Origin of the sequence: Methanoculleus sp. DTU007 (genome assembly GCF_001512385.1) — an archaeon.
Lineage (GTDB): Archaea > Halobacteriota > Methanomicrobia > Methanomicrobiales > Methanoculleaceae > Methanoculleus > Methanoculleus thermophilus.
The window spans coordinates 1-13528 of sequence record NZ_LFRO01000017.1 but is presented as its reverse complement, the minus strand read 5'-3'; the positions used below and the strand labels follow the sequence as shown (position 1 = coordinate 13528).

Sequence of the window (13528 nt, the reverse complement as noted above, 5' to 3'; positions counted from 1 at the left end):
CGGGACGGAAAACTCCAGATGAAGGTCGTCTTCCGGAGCAACGATATCCTCTCCGCCGCCGGGTCGAATATGTATGCGCTCGTGCACCTCCAGAAGGCGATCGCGGATCGACTCGGTGTCCCCTGCGGGCGCTACACCCACATCGCGCTCGTCCCCCACGTATACTACAGGCGGGATCTCAACGATATCGAGCCGTTCTGCAGATCCGGGACGGAGATCCGGCCTATCGCCGAGGTCTGCAGGGTGTGCGGGAAGTGCCCGCGGTCGTCCGAAGTACGCCGCTGAGCCGTCAGGTTAATTAGGAACTAAATATAACATTTTAGAGCGCAATTGTAGCAGCCCGGTAGTGTAGCGGTCAATCATGCGAGACTCTGGATCTCGCGACAGCAGTTCGAATCTGCTCCGGGCTATACTCGAGCTTTTTTCTGATTCTCAACCATACAGTAGATTATGCCTGATTACAACCTCGGCGGCACCGTCCGGCTCGATGATCCAAAGACCCTCGCCCGGCTCACCGCACTCTACGAAGAGGAGGCTATCCACCACGTCCAGGTCCAGGCAGTCCTGCTCCCCCAGCCCCTCTTTCGCGAGCACCTCGACCGGATCGCCGCCGCCGGCATCCCGGCCGTCATCCACGCTCCCCACCACGGCCACGGCGTCAACCCCTGTGCCCCGGCCGCCTACGACAACCGGCCAATCAAGGAGATCGAGGCGTACGTTGAGGAGGCGATGAGCCAGACGCTTGAAGCCGCCGACGTCCTTGGTGCGGAGACGATCGTCCTCCACGCCGGACGCTACGAGCCGGGCGCCGATGCAGCCGCGAGGGAGACCTTCGCCGGATTCCTCGACCGCCACTCCGATCCACGGTTTGCGCTCGAGAACCTCCCCGCGGTCTACGCCGGCTACCCCCTCCTCGGGAATACCGCCAAAGATCTCACAGCCCTTGCGGGCGAGACGATCACCCACTTCTGCCTCGACTTTCCCCACCTTGCCTGCACAACAAACTATCGCGGCCTCTCATTTACAGAGGAACTTGAGCGGTTCGATGCCCTTAACGTGACTCACCACCACCTCTCGAACATCCGCCGCGGCTCGATCACCGACGAACACCTCGAACTCGACCATCCCGAGGGCGGGCTCGATCTTAACGCCGTCGTCTCCCGGCTCCGACGGCACCCAGCCGTCCCGACGACGCTCGAGTATAAGGAGGACTCCCCGGAGGTTTATGCCCGGCAGGCGCGGGTCTTTGCCGGGCTCTGGGAGGGGCATGCCCGGGGCGGGAGAGATTAATATATAACTCTCTGCCAGCCCCTCCCTCACGCCAGAAGCGCCGCGATGATCCCCGTCAAAAAGATCCCATCAAACGTCCCCGCCCCCCCGATACTCGCCATCGGCGCCCCGAGGTCCGCAATACGGTGGAGGTTCAGGAGATCCGCCCCGATCAGGGTCCCAAGCGTCCCGCTCACGTAGGCGATGATCACCGACGAGCCCGGGACGCCGCCCGCAAAGACCGAGAGGATGAGCGCCGCAATGAGCGCCGCAAGCGGCGGGATGAAGAACGGGGTCGCGATCCCGAGGCCCGGCACCGGGCGGGCGACGAGTTTTGTCACGACCGTCACGACCCCGACCCCGACGAGGGCAAGCCCGAAGAGCAGGTAGCCGCCGCTGATTATGACCGAGTCGTAGAGCAGGTAGAGCGATATCAGGACAGGAATCACGGCACCGCCGACGTTGACCGCGAGGACCGTCCGCGACACCGGCTGCGGGATGCGGTAGAGCCGTCCGTACATGGCGACGTAGCGGTCGTAGACAGGCGAGGCCGGGCGGCTTGTGAGCGTCCGGATGGGGATATTGATGAAACTTCCGATGAGGATCAGGAAGAGTATGACGAGCGCCTGCCACCAGGAGAACCCGAGCCTCGTGAACGTCGCCCCGATCGCCGAGAGAAAGAGGATCGGAAAGACAACAATGGCAAGGATGAAGAGAACGAACAAACCGAAGAGAAGGAGGAGCATCACGGGGGAGAACGGGTTGAAGATGACTCGGTCCATGCCGAAAGGTCTCCTCCTCATCTATAATATAAGCTACTCCGGAAGCGAGCAGACGATCGCGGCGTGATCCTGGTGGTAGGGCTCGAGCCACCGGACATCCACGACGACAAGGTGCTTCTCAAGCCCGGCCCGGGCCTCCGCGAGCACCTCGGCCGGGTCACGCCGGACGTCCACGCTCCGGGTCTTGAGCATCAGGATGAGGTGCCCGCCGGGTTTGAGGAAGACGAGGTTCCGCTCCGCGATCTCGACCTGGTTTGGCTGCGCCACATCCTGGTAGACCAGGTCCACCCCCTCCATGAACGGCGCATACTCCTCCGGCCTCCCCGCGTCGGCCATGATCGGGACGATATTCTTCCTCCGGCGGGCCACCTCAAGGAGGTCCTGCATCGGCCGGGGGGCAAACTCCACCGCGTAGACGGTCTCGACGTAGTCGGCGACGTGCGAGACCGTGGTCCCGTTCGCCGCACCGAGGTAGAGCACCCGCATCTCAGGCATAAGGTCTATCCCGCCACCGAGGGCATAAAGCGCCGCAAACTTGCTCCGGTAGGGGTCCCAGACCCGGTAGCCATCGAGCGTTCGCTCCCCGTAGACCCCGCCCTCGCCGGGCGAGACGAGCACGTTCCCAAGCCAGATCATCTCACTACCCCCGCCTCGTCGATCCGTGCCTGGGCATCCTCGATGAACTCCGGCACCGCCTCTCCCCGGTAATAGTCAAGTCGAGCGGCGATGGCGAGCTTCGCCGCGAGCACCCGGGCCACCCGGCCCCGGACCTCTTTTGGCGCGTTGTGGACCCGTCGGTGCTGGAAGATGATCCCGTGCTTCGGCGGCGGCGACCCGCCCCGGAGGTGCGAAAAGAGCGCCCGCTCCGAGCCGAGGACCTGGATGGTGCTCCCCGGCATCCTTGCTAGCGCGGCAAGTCCCCCTGCACAGGAGAGGAGACGGGCCGCGACCAGCCCGCCGATGAGGGCGCTCGTGTTCGGCATAACCTCGTCGGCCCGGGCCGAGACCTCCCGCATCAGACGGCTCCGCGTCCCGGCGAGCCGTTCGATCTCGCCTGCGACGTCCGCTAGACCTCCCCCTGCACCTCTGCGAACGATCGCGAGCATCTTCTTTGCCGGGAGGGAGCGGTACTTCCGGGAGAACGAGGGATTCGTGACCTGGTACCACTCCGCGGCGCGTTCCTGGAGGAGGTTGATGACATTGTCGAGTTCGTCGAGCATCCGGACCATCTGGAGGAGCTCGACGTCGCGGGCCTGGTATGATTGGGCAATCTTTTGCCGGGCAAGGGTCGTAGTGACCGCACGGAGCAGGTTGATGTACTCCTCCCGCGTCCGGATGACCCCGCAGTCCCGGGCAACCTCCCACTCTATGGGGGCGTATGACTCCATACCGGTGCGGAGCGTGGCGGCCCGCTCTGCGAGCCTGGCTGGATCGGTGCCGGCGGGCCGGCACCCGCTCTCATCGACGTCTCCGAACCAGTAGCGCTGTAGCATAGTACCGTATTGGGGCTTGGTCGATATAAGAGCGTCAGGCGAGCCCGAATGAGTAGGCCATCACCGGGACCATGATCGCCCCCATGCAGTAGACCCGGCGGATGTTGACGAGGGCCGGGACGTAGCCGACGGCCGTAGCAAGTATGAGGACGAGCACCCCGAACGGGCCGCAGAGGAAGAAGGAAAGGAGGGCGACAAAGGCGATGACGCCGTAATTTAACTTTTTGACGCTCATGCCGGAGAACCACGCGGCCATCGAGGAGAGGCGGACCGTCAGGAGGTAGGCCCCGACTGCGGCTATCGCACCCGCAAGGAGGATCGCGGTCGCAGGCGGGATCTCTTCGAGCGCCCCGATCGCGGCCATCACGCCGCTCCGCGTCCGGGATATGGCGTAGAAGGCGGCAAGCCCGAGGAAAGCGTTCACGGTGTTTGCGGCGCTGGTCGCGAGGATGTACTCCCGGGGGTTTGTGTCGTAGCCGACGACCGAGGTGAGAAGGGCGTTAGCCGTGGCGTTCGAGAGGCCCGGGAGCCAGCCGACGAGGGCTCCGACAGCCGAGCCGAGGAGAGAGCCCCGCCGGAGCGCACCCGGCGGGAGATCGATCCCCGAGAAGTGCTGCACCGGCATCGCCCCGTGCGATGCCTGGAGGAGGACCGCGATCCCGAAAAGCCCCGAGAGGAGGGGCATCAGCACCCCGGACTCCCCGCCCGTCGACCAGGCGAGGAATGAGTAGCCGAGCGAGAAGAGTCCGAGAACCCCGGAGACCGAAAAGACCGCGAACGCCCAGCCGGGAGATTCGGAGACGACGATGAGGTAGCCCGCAACCGCGAGGATGACAAGACCAATCCCCCAGTCGATCGCCGGCTGGAGCGCCGGGAGGACGAGGACGAAGGCGAGCGCGAGCGGGAGGGAGAGGACGACACCAAGAGCGCTCCCGAGAGCCGATATCCGGACGGCCTCCTCACCCCGACCATCGAGGCAGAGGGCGTGCGCCGGGAGGACCGCAAGCGAGGTGTCGGCATCCGGGATGCCAAGGAAGGTGCCCGGGACGTTGTCGAGGAACGTATGCGCTACAAGCGTGGCAAACATCGCAGAGGCGATGAACACCGGGTCGAACCAGGCGAGCAGCAGCGCCTGGAGCGATAGGAGAAGACCCGCCACGGTGTTTGCATGGATCCCGGGTACAAGACCGCTCACGGCGCCGCAACCGATCCCGACCGCGGCCCCGAGCAGAATACTTATGAGCACACAAAATATCGGTCAGAGCGGTTGGGGATAAATCAACCGAATTGCATCGCCCGATACAGTCATATTCCACCGGGGCGAAGGTTGTAACGATGAAGATCGCCATCACCCGGCTCGAAGACAAGGCAGCGGGCGACCGCGCCCTCTGCGCAACCTATGGTCACGACTGCTACACGGTCTCGCCCCTTCGGGCGGAACTGCGGCCCGAACGCGTCGCTTCATTCGTCGAGGCCGTCCACCGGGGCGAGTTCGACTGCCTCTTCTTCTCAAGCGCTCTTCCCGCCGCAATCGTCGGACCGAGGCTTGAGCGCTGGCCCCGGGTGATCGCAATCGGGCCGAAGACCGCCGAAGTCCTCAGGGAGGCCGGGATCGAGGCGGAGGTTCTCCCCTCGTTCTACTCCCGGGACTTCGTCCCCTACCTCGGCGACTGGCTCCGGGGCCGGACGATCGGGATCCCGCGGGCCGACGTCCCGAACCCGCGCCTCCTCGAGGCGATCACCGCAGCGGGAGGGAAGGTCAGGGAGGAGCGGGTCTATGCCCTCGTCCCCACAGGGACCGAACTTGCGCTTGATGACGCCGACGCAGTCCTCTTCACGAGCGCGATGTCCTACCGCGAGGCCCGGTGGCAGCCCCGCGACGACCTCCTCCTCCTCGCCATCGGCGAGATCACCGCCGATGCCATGCGGGCCGGCGGGCACCCCCCGGCGGTCGTCGGAGACGGATCGCTTGCAGGAACCCTTGAGACACTGAACCGCTACCTGGAGAGCCGGTGAGAGCGTTGAACGGAGAGGAAGAGATCATACCCGAATCCGGGATCGTCGTCATCGACAAACCCCGGGGGCCGAGCAGCCACCAGGTGACCGCCTGGGTCGGGGATATCCTCGGGCGGCGGGTCGGCCACGCCGGGACGCTCGACCCACAGGTCTCAGGCGTGCTCATCGTCATGTTCGGCAACGCCGTCCGGCTCGCCCCAGTCCTCCTCTCTCACAACAAGGAGTACGTCTGTCTGATGCGGCTCCATGGCGACGCGGACCGCAAGGACGTCGACCGGGTTGCGGCGGAGTTCGTCGGCCGGATCTACCAGCGGCCGCCCAAGAAGAGCGCAGTCAAGCGGAGCCTCCGGATCCGAAAGATCCATGAGCTCGAGATCCTCGATATGGAAGGCCGGCTCGTCCTCTTCCGGGTCAGGTGCGACGCCGGGACCTACATCCGGACGCTCTGCATCCATATGGGCTACGCCATAGGGACCTGCGGCCACATGGAAGAACTCCGGCGGATACGCTCGGGCCCGTTCGACGAGGCTGCCGCCGTCACGCTCCATGAACTCGCCGATGCCGCAGGAGAGGCCCGGGACGGCAACCCCGCACCCCTCCGGCGGATGATCCTACCACCGGAGGCCGCCGTCGCGGACCTCCCAAAAGTCGTCATCCGCGATACCGCGGTCGACGCCGTCTGCCGCGGCGCGATCCTCGCCGGGGTGGGGATCAGGGAGTTGGTGGGCGGGTTTGGGAAGGGCGAGACGGTCGCGATCATGACGCAGCGCGGCGAGCTCGTCGGGCTCGGGAAAGCCCTCGTCAGTTCTGCGAAGGTAAAACCCGGCTCCCCCGGATTTGTCATCGCCCCCTCCACCGTTCTGATGCGGCCCGGCACCTATCCGAGGGGCTGGAAGGTGCACGCAAGAGAGTGAGAGGGGCGTTCCAGGAGATATTATTAATAGAGTATCCCGCCAACTAATGATGCACATTCTGTGCTGAGGTAGTCTAGACCGGTAAGGCGCGGGCCTGGAAAGCCCGTGGGGCGTTGAGCCCCTCGGGAGTTCAAATCTCCCCCTCAGCGCTATTGTTTTTGTTACTGTTGTTGTAGTTTGCGTCCAGTGAGATCCCAGGCGGTATACCGGCGGGCTCCCGGGCGGCGAAGCTATCCGGTGGACAGAGGGTCCGGCCGCCTATACATCCTGGCGCAAGGAGAGAAACATCCGGGATCTCCACGTCAAAACGATATCCCGAGCATCATCAGAGCAAAGAGCACCAGGTCGTAGACAGTGTGCGTGATCGCCGATGTCGTGGTGTTCGCGTACTGCCGGATGTACGCGAAAGCGATCCCCGCCATAAAGACCGAGATGAGGCCGTCCCAGCTGTACTGAAACGCGTGGAGCGACGCAAAGAGGAGCGCCGGGATGAGGATGCCAAACCGGGGCTGGAGCAGGCCGCGGATACTCACTTCCTCGCCAAACCCCGCTGCTATGGACGCCGCGATGATCCCGGGCAGGGTGAGAGTGCCTGCAAAGAGGAGGTTGACGGCCTCCTCGTCGGTGACCGGAATGCCGAGCCAGCCCACCAGAGCGGCGAGCGCCGGGTCGATGAAGTGGAACGCGACCACGAGTAGAATTGCCGCACCGATGGCAAGAAGGATCTCCCTTCCCGTCGGCCGGACGAGCCCGAGCCGGTCCAGGGTCTCGGGGATGGTCCGGCGGACGCAAGCCCCGGCGATGAAGAACGAACCGATGAGCGTCCAGAAGAGGGTATATGCATTCAGCGTGACCGACTCCGCGAGGAGGTCCCCGGACTCGAACAGGAGATCGAGGATGGGCTGCGAGAGGAACGGCGGACCCCCGGAGACCAGGAGCGGGACCGGCGGGATGAGGATCATCGCAAGGATGACCACGAGCGCAACCGTATGAAGCAGCGAGTCCGGGTCGAACGGGAGGTACCCCGCAAGCCATACCCGGAACCGGCGTGAGAGGCCGACGAGGCTTACGCTCCCTGCCGCAAGGACGCCGAGGAGAAGGAGAGCCACCTCTGCAGCCAGGCCGAGATCGACCGCATCGATATCGGGTTCATCGGCTTCGAGCACATCCGCCGGGACGATCGCGAGGATTCCAAAACCGGCCGCAGCGAGCGCAAACCCCCCGATGATGAGGAGGAGCCAGAGGACCGCAATCCACCGGAACGCAGGGTGCCGGATCCTCGCGAGATAGACAAGCATCGCGAGGATGACAAAGACTGATACATCGAGCGCTGCGGCAAGAAACGAGCCCACCTCCCCGCCGACTCCCCCGAAGGCCGCAATCAGGGTGAGGAGGCCGAAGAAGATGATCAGCAGTTCCGGGGCGTGGCGGCGGCAGGGTTCTAGCGACATGGGATCCTCGGTAAGTCTGGTACCCTTTGGGTCGGGAGCAGAAGAACGTAGCGTTCACCGCCAATGCAGCCGCCCTATAAGGATCCAGATTAAAACTCCCACGATGGCAAGGAAGACCGCCTGCGAAAGAAAGATCGCCGGCAACGGCAACGAACCAAGGAGAGCAGCGCCCGCGAACGGTCCGGCCGCAAGACCCACGGAGTAGAAGGTGTTGTAGATACCATAAGCAGCGCCCTGCGAGCCGTGATCGCGATAGATGCCGGAGAGGATCGGCATCACCGGAACCAGGGCGCAGCTCAGAAAGACCCCCAGTACGAAGACGGCGGCGACGGTGAGCATGAGGGCAGGAGCCTGTACGGCGGCGAGGATCGCAACCCCGGAGAAGGAGAGTCCTCCGCCGATGAGGTAGCGGCTCCCCCCATACCGGTCGTAGATTCTTCCTGCGACCGGCTGGGCGAGGATGGTCGCGACCGCGAGCACCGCAAAGACAAGCCCGATCATCGCCGGGGATGCTGCAAATGTGTCATGCAGGTAGACCGGCAGGTAAGGGTCGATGACGCCGTAGGTCCAGGAGGCGGCAACGATCGCGGCGGCACAGGCGGCCAGCGGAAGGAGGGCACCCGACGGCAGCATCGGTGAGCGGTCCTGTCTGCAGGTCGGCACCGGGATAGCCAAGACTACGAGGCCGACGACGGCGGCGAGGAGCGCCGGGACGAGGAAGGTCGCGGTGTAGCCCAGGTACTCGAAGAGCAGCCCGCCGACGACCGGCCCGACGATCGTCCCGAACCCGACGGCCGAAAGAGCGATACCCATCCTCTCCCCGAGCCTCGCCGGGTCGCAGGTATCGGCAAGGAGTGCAAGCCCGGCAGACCAGGTGGCTGCGGCCGATATCCCCTGAACAGTCCGGGCGATGAAGAGATGCGTTATCGTCGTCGAAAACCCGAAGAGTGCCGTCGCGAGGGCGAGGAGGAGCATCCCGACGACGATGAGGGGGCGGCGCCCCACCCGATCGGAGAGGAGGCCCATTGGAATGGAGAAGAGGAGGAGCATGGCGGCGTAGGTCCCAAAGACCATCCCGATGACCGATTCGTCCACCCCGAAACGGGGTGCGTATTGTGGAAAGATCGGGATAAGAAGGCCGTAGATCATCATATCCATGAAGATGACGAGCACGACCAGCACGAGAATGACGTCCGGCGATGCGGCAATGCGGTGTAGCAGATCCCTGGCAGTCACGGTCTTTCCTCTCCACGCGGCTGCCGCCGTCGGTGTGGCGCCGCTCCCCTCCCACCGTTAGGTAGGTACCGTCAGCGTATATCGATAGCGGAAAAGGTTTTTCGCCGGAGCCCCTTCACATGGGTTCCCGGTAGTACGCGAGCTCGCGGGCGTAGGGCCGGAACGCCTCAACGAGCGCCGCTGCTTCCTCATCGGGAAGGGGGCCCTTCCGTGCGGCGGCAGCAAGCGCCTGAACCTCGAGAGGCGTCGAGCACCCGACGATTGCGACGGTGATGTCCTGGGCGAGGGCGTAGCGGACGAGGATCTCCGCCGTCACCCCCGCATCGGAGGAGAGGTAGTGCGATCCTCCAAGCACCTTCATCCCGATGACCGCGACCCCCTGCTCCCGTGCGGCCGGGAGGGTTGACGAGAGGAACCCGCCGGGTGCGCCCTCGACAGGGTTGACCGGCATCATCACGGCGTCAATCGGCCAGGCCTCCACCGCATGCGAGAGGACGTCGGGGTCGTGGTGCCCCGTCACCCCGATGTACCGGACGATGCCGGAATCCCTCGCCTCGATGAACGCCTCAAGGGCGCCGTCAGAACCCTCGAGATCCCTGATATCGGTAAATGTTCTGACATCGTGGATCTGCCAGAGGTCGAGGGTCTCGATCTTCATCCTCTGGAGGGTCATCTGGAGATCCATCTCTGCATCGGCGTGCTGCCGGCTTGCCGACTTGCTGGCTAAAAAGACCCGTTCTCTGAGATCCGGGCGGCTCCCCCAGACCTCCCCGTAGTAGTCTTCGCTCCCCGCATAGACCCTCGCCGAGTCGAAGTAGGTGATCCCCTGATTGAGAGCCTCGGTGATGACGGCCTTTGCCTCCGCATGCCGTCCGTAGGTCCGGAGAACCCCCTCTCCCCCGAGCCCCACCCGGGTGACCTCCTGCCCGGTCCTTCCGAACCGGCGCTTCATGAGCCCCTCCATGGGCTATCCTATCCGGTCTTTGCGATATAAAACCTTCACCGAGGAACCAAAGAGTTATCCGTCCGGTATCCTACCAGGAGCCGGAGGTATCCATATGCCGAAAATAGTCTGGTTCAACATCCCTGCCGGCGATACCGGCAGGGCGCGGACGTTTTATGAGGACGTCTTCGCCTGGAGGATAAGACCGTTTCCCGGAATGGAGCAGGAGGGGTATCTCGAGATCGAGACCGGAGGGGTAGGCGGCGAGATCATTCCCCGGGCCCACGCCGGCGAGCCGCTAACGGTCTTCATCGGGGTCCCCTCCGTCGAGGAATACGCAGCCCGGGTCCAGAAGGCGGGAGGAAGGGTCGTGATCCCAAAGAGGGCGGTTCCAGGGAGAGGCTACTTCGTCATCTGCGAGGATACCGAGCAGAACCGGCTGGGCCTCTGGGAAAGCGACCCAACGGCAGCGTAAGTGGGTATCGGCCGGACTCGGGGCAGTTCACACCAGAACATGCTTTCACCAGCCATCGATCCCGGGGAGAGGGGGTGTTCCATCGGAGAGCGGGCAGCATAATGATGGATCGTCAATACGGTCGGACAGCCCGGGGGTAAAGGAACGGACTCTTCTCGTGCGGCATAATACCTAAAAGGCTCTCTGCATCAACCCAACGTTACTGCGGGAAGACGACGCACACCAACGAGGTTTTTACGCCCCGAATTTTCGTTTTCAGAGGGAGGATAAAGTTTATTTACGCCAAGCAACATCGTCCACCGCATGAAGAAAGTGTTTGGTATCCTTGCCCTCATGGTGATCGCGAGCATCATGATCGCAGGATGTGTACAGCCAGCGGGTAACGAGACGGTGACCCCCGGCGCTACGCCGGGACTTACCGAGACACCCGCAGGAACAGTAACGACACCGATAGAGACCGAGACNNGAGACACCCGCAGGAACAGTGACGACACCTGTCGGGGGTGAGACCCCGACGACGACTTCCGCCGCGAATGTAACAGAGACACCGCCGGCACCGCCGGCGGCTGCCGTCGCTGATGAGATCGTCTCCATCACCGACAGCGGGTTTAGCCCGAGCTCGATCACCGTACCCACGGGGACCACGGTAGGCTGGATCAATGAAGGTACGGTAAACCAGACCGTCACAGCAACGACCGATTCAACTGGCTTCTTTGACTCCGGGCTGCTTCAGCCGGGTAACTCGTTCGCCCACAACTTCAGGGCCACAGGGAACTACACCTACACTTCACAGACATCAGGAGCGACAGGAGAGGTCATAGTCGTCCCCAGTACCGCCTCCTAAACCCTCTTTTTTGTGCAGAGCACTCTACGCCCGCCGGTATGCCACGGCCGCTCGGACCAACCGTTCAGCAAAGCCTTCCGGGAAGTAGGCGTGGGTGTACTGTCCGACCGCGTTCTGCACGGAAAGGCCGTCACGGCCGTTGTCGATTCCCCGGCCGCGGAGGAGTTCGACGGCGAACCGTGCATCGGGAGCGCAATCGAGACGCGAGTAGTGAAATTCGTGGCCCCGGAACGAGGAGCCCGGTGCAAGCACCGGTGCCCCGCCGACCACCCGGGCCTCCACGTAGCCAAGCCCCTGGATGCGTTTCGTCATCGCGGCCGACGCCGGGAGGACGCCCGCCATCGGGAAATCACCCTCATCGGTCGTAAGCCGCTCGGTGAGGTAGATGAGCCCCCCGCACTCCGCGTAGACCGGCATGCCGTCGCCGACCGCCCGCCGCACGTCCTCACGGCACCGGGAGGCCGCAAGCGCCCCGGCGTGGAGTTCCGGGTAGCCTCCCCCGAGGTAGAGAGCGTCCACGTCCGGGAGCCGATCCGTCAGAGGTGAGAAGAAGACCAGGTCCGCCCCGGCCCTCACGAGCCGGTCGAGGTTGTCGCGGTAGTAGAAACAGAACGCCGCGTCATTGGCGACGCCGATACGGACACCTGCATCCGGTCGGGTGGGGACATCCGGAGGCACCGGAAGGGGCGGGGCCGACCGGGCGAGGTCCAGGATCCCGGAGAGATCGCACGTCTCCTCCACCACCGCACCGAACCGTGCCATCGCCTCGGTCTCGGCCGCCATCGCAAGCCCGAGGTGCCGGCTTTCGACCGCAAGATCCCTTCTCCGCGGGATCCCGCCGTAGATCGGGAGGCTCTTCGTCTCTTCGATCATGGCAAGATGGCGGGGGCTCCCGATCCGATTAAGGATGATTCCGGCGACCCGGACAGCCGGATCGAACCCCGCGTAGCCCTGGGTCATGGCGTGGACGCTCCGCGACGCACCCCCTGCATCGACCACGAGAATGACCGGGGCGTCGAGGATCTTTGCGACGTGCGCCGTGCTCGCGGTATCGGTCCCCTCAAGCCCGTCGAAGAGCCCCATCGCACCCTCGACGACGGCGATATCCGCCCCGGCGGAGGCACGGACGAACGTCTCCCGTACTCCCGCCTCTCCCATCATATAGGGATCGAGGTTGCGGGACGTCCGGCCGCAGATGGCCGAGTGATGCGTGGGATCGATGAAATCCGGGCCCACTTTGAAGGGCTGGACGGCGAGCCCACGGGCGGTGAGCGCCGCCATCAGGCCGCTTGCAAGCGTGGTCTTGCCGCAGCCGCTGTGGGTTCCCGCGATGACGATTCGTGGAATCGGGCGCATAGCGTTCCAGTACTCATCAATACCGCAGAAGATAAATATGAGGGAGAATAACCAGCATATATCAAAAATATTTTTAGTTATAACAAATTAATTTGATTGCACCGCCAGGAGGGCGGTCGGGTGATCATCATGCACATCATGGAAGGATTCTTACCAAGCCCCTGGTGGGAGATCTGGTTCCTCGTCTCCCTGCCCTTCATCGTCATCGGACTGTACCAACTCGACAGGCTCGTCAAAGAGAAACGAGAAGCCCTGCCGCTTCTTGCGGTCGCAGGCGCATTCGTCTTCGTCCTCTCCTCGCTCAAACTCCCCTCGTTCAACGGGAGTTGCTCCCATCCCACGGGGACGGGGCTTGGCGGCATCCTCTTTGGCCCCTGCATCGCCGCCGTCCTCGGCCTGATCGTCCTCATCTTCCAGGCGGTCTTCCTCGCCCACGGCGGGATCACCACCCTCGGGGCGAACGTCTTCTCGATGGGGATCGCGGGGCCCGCCGTCGCCTACCTCATCTATAAAGCCGGGACCCGGGCGGGTGCAAACACCTACGCGACGGTCTTTTGCGCCGCAGCCCTCGCGGACCTCGTCACCTACGTCGTCACCTCGATCCAGCTTGCGCTTGCGTTCCCGGGAACGACAGGGTTCTTCGGGGCGTTCACGGCCTTCGCCGCGATCTTCGCCGTCACCCAGGTTCCGCTCGCCATCATCGAAGGCGCGATCATCGCGCTGGTATTCAAGTACATCGTCCAGCTCAA

14 protein-coding genes, 2 tRNA genes and 1 pseudogene are annotated in these 13528 nt (G+C 64.0%); 9 read left to right on the top strand and 8 right to left on the bottom strand.

Going from position 1 to position 13528, the window contains the following annotated elements; genetic code table 11:
- From ACI94_RS01860 to ACI94_RS01850, 3 genes and pseudogenes are all read left to right on the top strand, one after another.
- Positions 1-285, top strand: a pseudogene (locus ACI94_RS01860) (thymidylate synthase); the annotation flags it as partial.
- Positions 286-337: 52 nt separating this feature from the next.
- Positions 338-410: transfer RNA gene (locus ACI94_RS01855), tRNA-Gln, on the top strand.
- Positions 411-450: 40 nt separating this feature from the next.
- On the top strand, positions 451-1290 hold the full coding sequence (locus ACI94_RS01850; RefSeq protein ID WP_066957351.1) for a TIM barrel protein: 840 nt from the start codon (positions 451-453) through the stop codon (positions 1288-1290).
- A 26-nt stretch (positions 1291-1316) separates the two neighbouring features.
- On the opposite strand, the gene ACI94_RS01845 is transcribed toward ACI94_RS01850, so the two are convergent.
- From ACI94_RS01845 to ACI94_RS01830, 4 genes are read right to left on the bottom strand one after another with little or no spacing between them, the layout of a single operon-like run.
- The gene (locus tag ACI94_RS01845) at positions 1317-2051 is read right to left on the bottom strand and encodes a DUF1614 domain-containing protein (RefSeq protein WP_273258804.1); all 735 of its coding nucleotides are present in this window, start codon (positions 2049-2051) and stop codon (positions 1317-1319) included.
- Positions 2052-2084: 33 nt separating this feature from the next.
- A complete protein-coding gene (locus ACI94_RS01840; RefSeq protein WP_066957355.1) occupies positions 2085-2687 on the bottom strand; it encodes a fibrillarin-like rRNA/tRNA 2'-O-methyltransferase in 603 nt (200 codons plus the stop codon).
- Complete coding sequence (locus ACI94_RS01835; RefSeq protein ID WP_066957358.1) at positions 2684-3544, bottom strand: NOP5/NOP56 family protein; 861 nt, start codon at positions 3542-3544, stop codon at positions 2684-2686. The genes ACI94_RS01840 and ACI94_RS01835 overlap by 4 nt, the downstream gene beginning before the upstream one ends.
- Positions 3545-3578: 34 nt before the next feature.
- Entirely contained in the window at positions 3579-4790 is a 1212-nt protein-coding gene (locus ACI94_RS01830; protein ID WP_066957359.1) for a tripartite tricarboxylate transporter permease, read from the bottom strand.
- 89 nt (positions 4791-4879) lie between these two features.
- Here ACI94_RS01830 and ACI94_RS01825 point away from each other — a divergent pair, with 89 nt between their 5' ends.
- The 3 genes from ACI94_RS01825 to ACI94_RS01815 all read left to right on the top strand — a co-directional run bounded on the left by ACI94_RS01825 (position 4880) and on the right by ACI94_RS01815 (position 6623).
- Positions 4880-5560, top strand: a complete 681-nt coding sequence (locus ACI94_RS01825; RefSeq protein WP_273258807.1) for a uroporphyrinogen-III synthase — start codon at positions 4880-4882, stop codon at positions 5558-5560.
- Between the two features lie 5 nt (positions 5561-5565).
- Positions 5566-6474, top strand: coding sequence for an RNA-guided pseudouridylation complex pseudouridine synthase subunit Cbf5 (locus ACI94_RS01820; RefSeq protein WP_066957363.1), 909 nt, complete (start codon positions 5566-5568; stop codon positions 6472-6474).
- Between the two features lie 62 nt (positions 6475-6536).
- A tRNA-Ser gene (locus ACI94_RS01815) sits at positions 6537-6623 on the top strand.
- A 153-nt stretch (positions 6624-6776) separates the two neighbouring features.
- Here the strand turns inward: ACI94_RS01815 and ACI94_RS01810 are convergent.
- From ACI94_RS01810 to ACI94_RS01800, 3 genes are all read right to left on the bottom strand, one after another.
- Entirely contained in the window at positions 6777-7925 is a 1149-nt protein-coding gene (locus tag ACI94_RS01810; protein ID WP_066957365.1) for a CPBP family intramembrane glutamic endopeptidase, read from the bottom strand.
- A gap of 54 nt (positions 7926-7979) precedes the next feature.
- Entirely contained in the window at positions 7980-9161 is a 1182-nt protein-coding gene (locus tag ACI94_RS01805; protein ID WP_066957367.1) for an MFS transporter, read from the bottom strand.
- A 115-nt stretch (positions 9162-9276) separates the two neighbouring features.
- Positions 9277-10125 (bottom strand): aldo/keto reductase, encoded by an 849-nt coding sequence (locus ACI94_RS01800; protein WP_066957369.1) that lies wholly within the window; start codon positions 10123-10125, stop codon positions 9277-9279.
- A gap of 94 nt (positions 10126-10219) precedes the next feature.
- On the opposite strand from ACI94_RS01800, the gene ACI94_RS01795 reads away from it, so the two are divergent.
- Together ACI94_RS01795 and ACI94_RS01790 are read left to right on the top strand one after the other, a co-directional pair.
- Entirely contained in the window at positions 10220-10579 is a 360-nt protein-coding gene (locus ACI94_RS01795) for a VOC family protein (protein ID WP_066957371.1), read from the top strand.
- A 484-nt stretch (positions 10580-11063) separates the two neighbouring features.
- Positions 11064-11423, top strand: a complete 360-nt coding sequence (locus tag ACI94_RS01790) for a hypothetical protein (protein ID WP_286681024.1) — start codon at positions 11064-11066, stop codon at positions 11421-11423.
- 24 nt (positions 11424-11447) lie between these two features.
- Here the strand turns inward: ACI94_RS01790 and ACI94_RS01785 are convergent, their stop codons facing one another.
- A complete protein-coding gene (locus ACI94_RS01785) occupies positions 11448-12779 on the bottom strand; it encodes a cobyrinate a,c-diamide synthase (protein ID WP_273258822.1) in 1332 nt (443 codons plus the stop codon).
- A 129-nt stretch (positions 12780-12908) separates the two neighbouring features.
- Between ACI94_RS01785 and ACI94_RS01780 the strand changes: the two genes are divergently transcribed.
- Positions 12909-13528 (top strand): energy-coupling factor ABC transporter permease (locus tag ACI94_RS01780; protein WP_286681025.1); only part of this gene is annotated, 620 nt, incomplete at its 3' end.

Bases quoted from the DNA above. Each gene is read 5' to 3' on its own strand.
- ACI94_RS01850 (WP_066957351.1), top strand. From the start codon at position 451: ATGCCTGATTACAACCTCGGCGGCACCGTCCGGCTCGATGATCCAAAG.
- ACI94_RS01845 (WP_273258804.1), bottom strand. From the start codon at position 2,051: ATGGACCGAGTCATCTTCAACCCGTTCTCCCCCGTGATGCTCCTCCTT.
- ACI94_RS01840 (WP_066957355.1), bottom strand. From the start codon at position 2,687: ATGATCTGGCTTGGGAACGTGCTCGTCTCGCCCGGCGAGGGCGGGGTC.
- ACI94_RS01835 (WP_066957358.1), bottom strand. From the start codon at position 3,544: ATGCTACAGCGCTACTGGTTCGGAGACGTCGATGAGAGCGGGTGCCGG.
- ACI94_RS01825 (WP_273258807.1), top strand. From the start codon at position 4,880: ATGAAGATCGCCATCACCCGGCTCGAAGACAAGGCAGCGGGCGACCGC.
- ACI94_RS01810 (WP_066957365.1), bottom strand. From the start codon at position 7,925: ATGTCGCTAGAACCCTGCCGCCGCCACGCCCCGGAACTGCTGATCATC.
- ACI94_RS01800 (WP_066957369.1), bottom strand. From the start codon at position 10,125: ATGGAGGGGCTCATGAAGCGCCGGTTCGGAAGGACCGGGCAGGAGGTC.
- ACI94_RS01795 (WP_066957371.1), top strand. From the start codon at position 10,220: ATGCCGAAAATAGTCTGGTTCAACATCCCTGCCGGCGATACCGGCAGG.
- ACI94_RS01785 (WP_273258822.1), bottom strand. From the start codon at position 12,779: ATGCGCCCGATTCCACGAATCGTCATCGCGGGAACCCACAGCGGCTGC.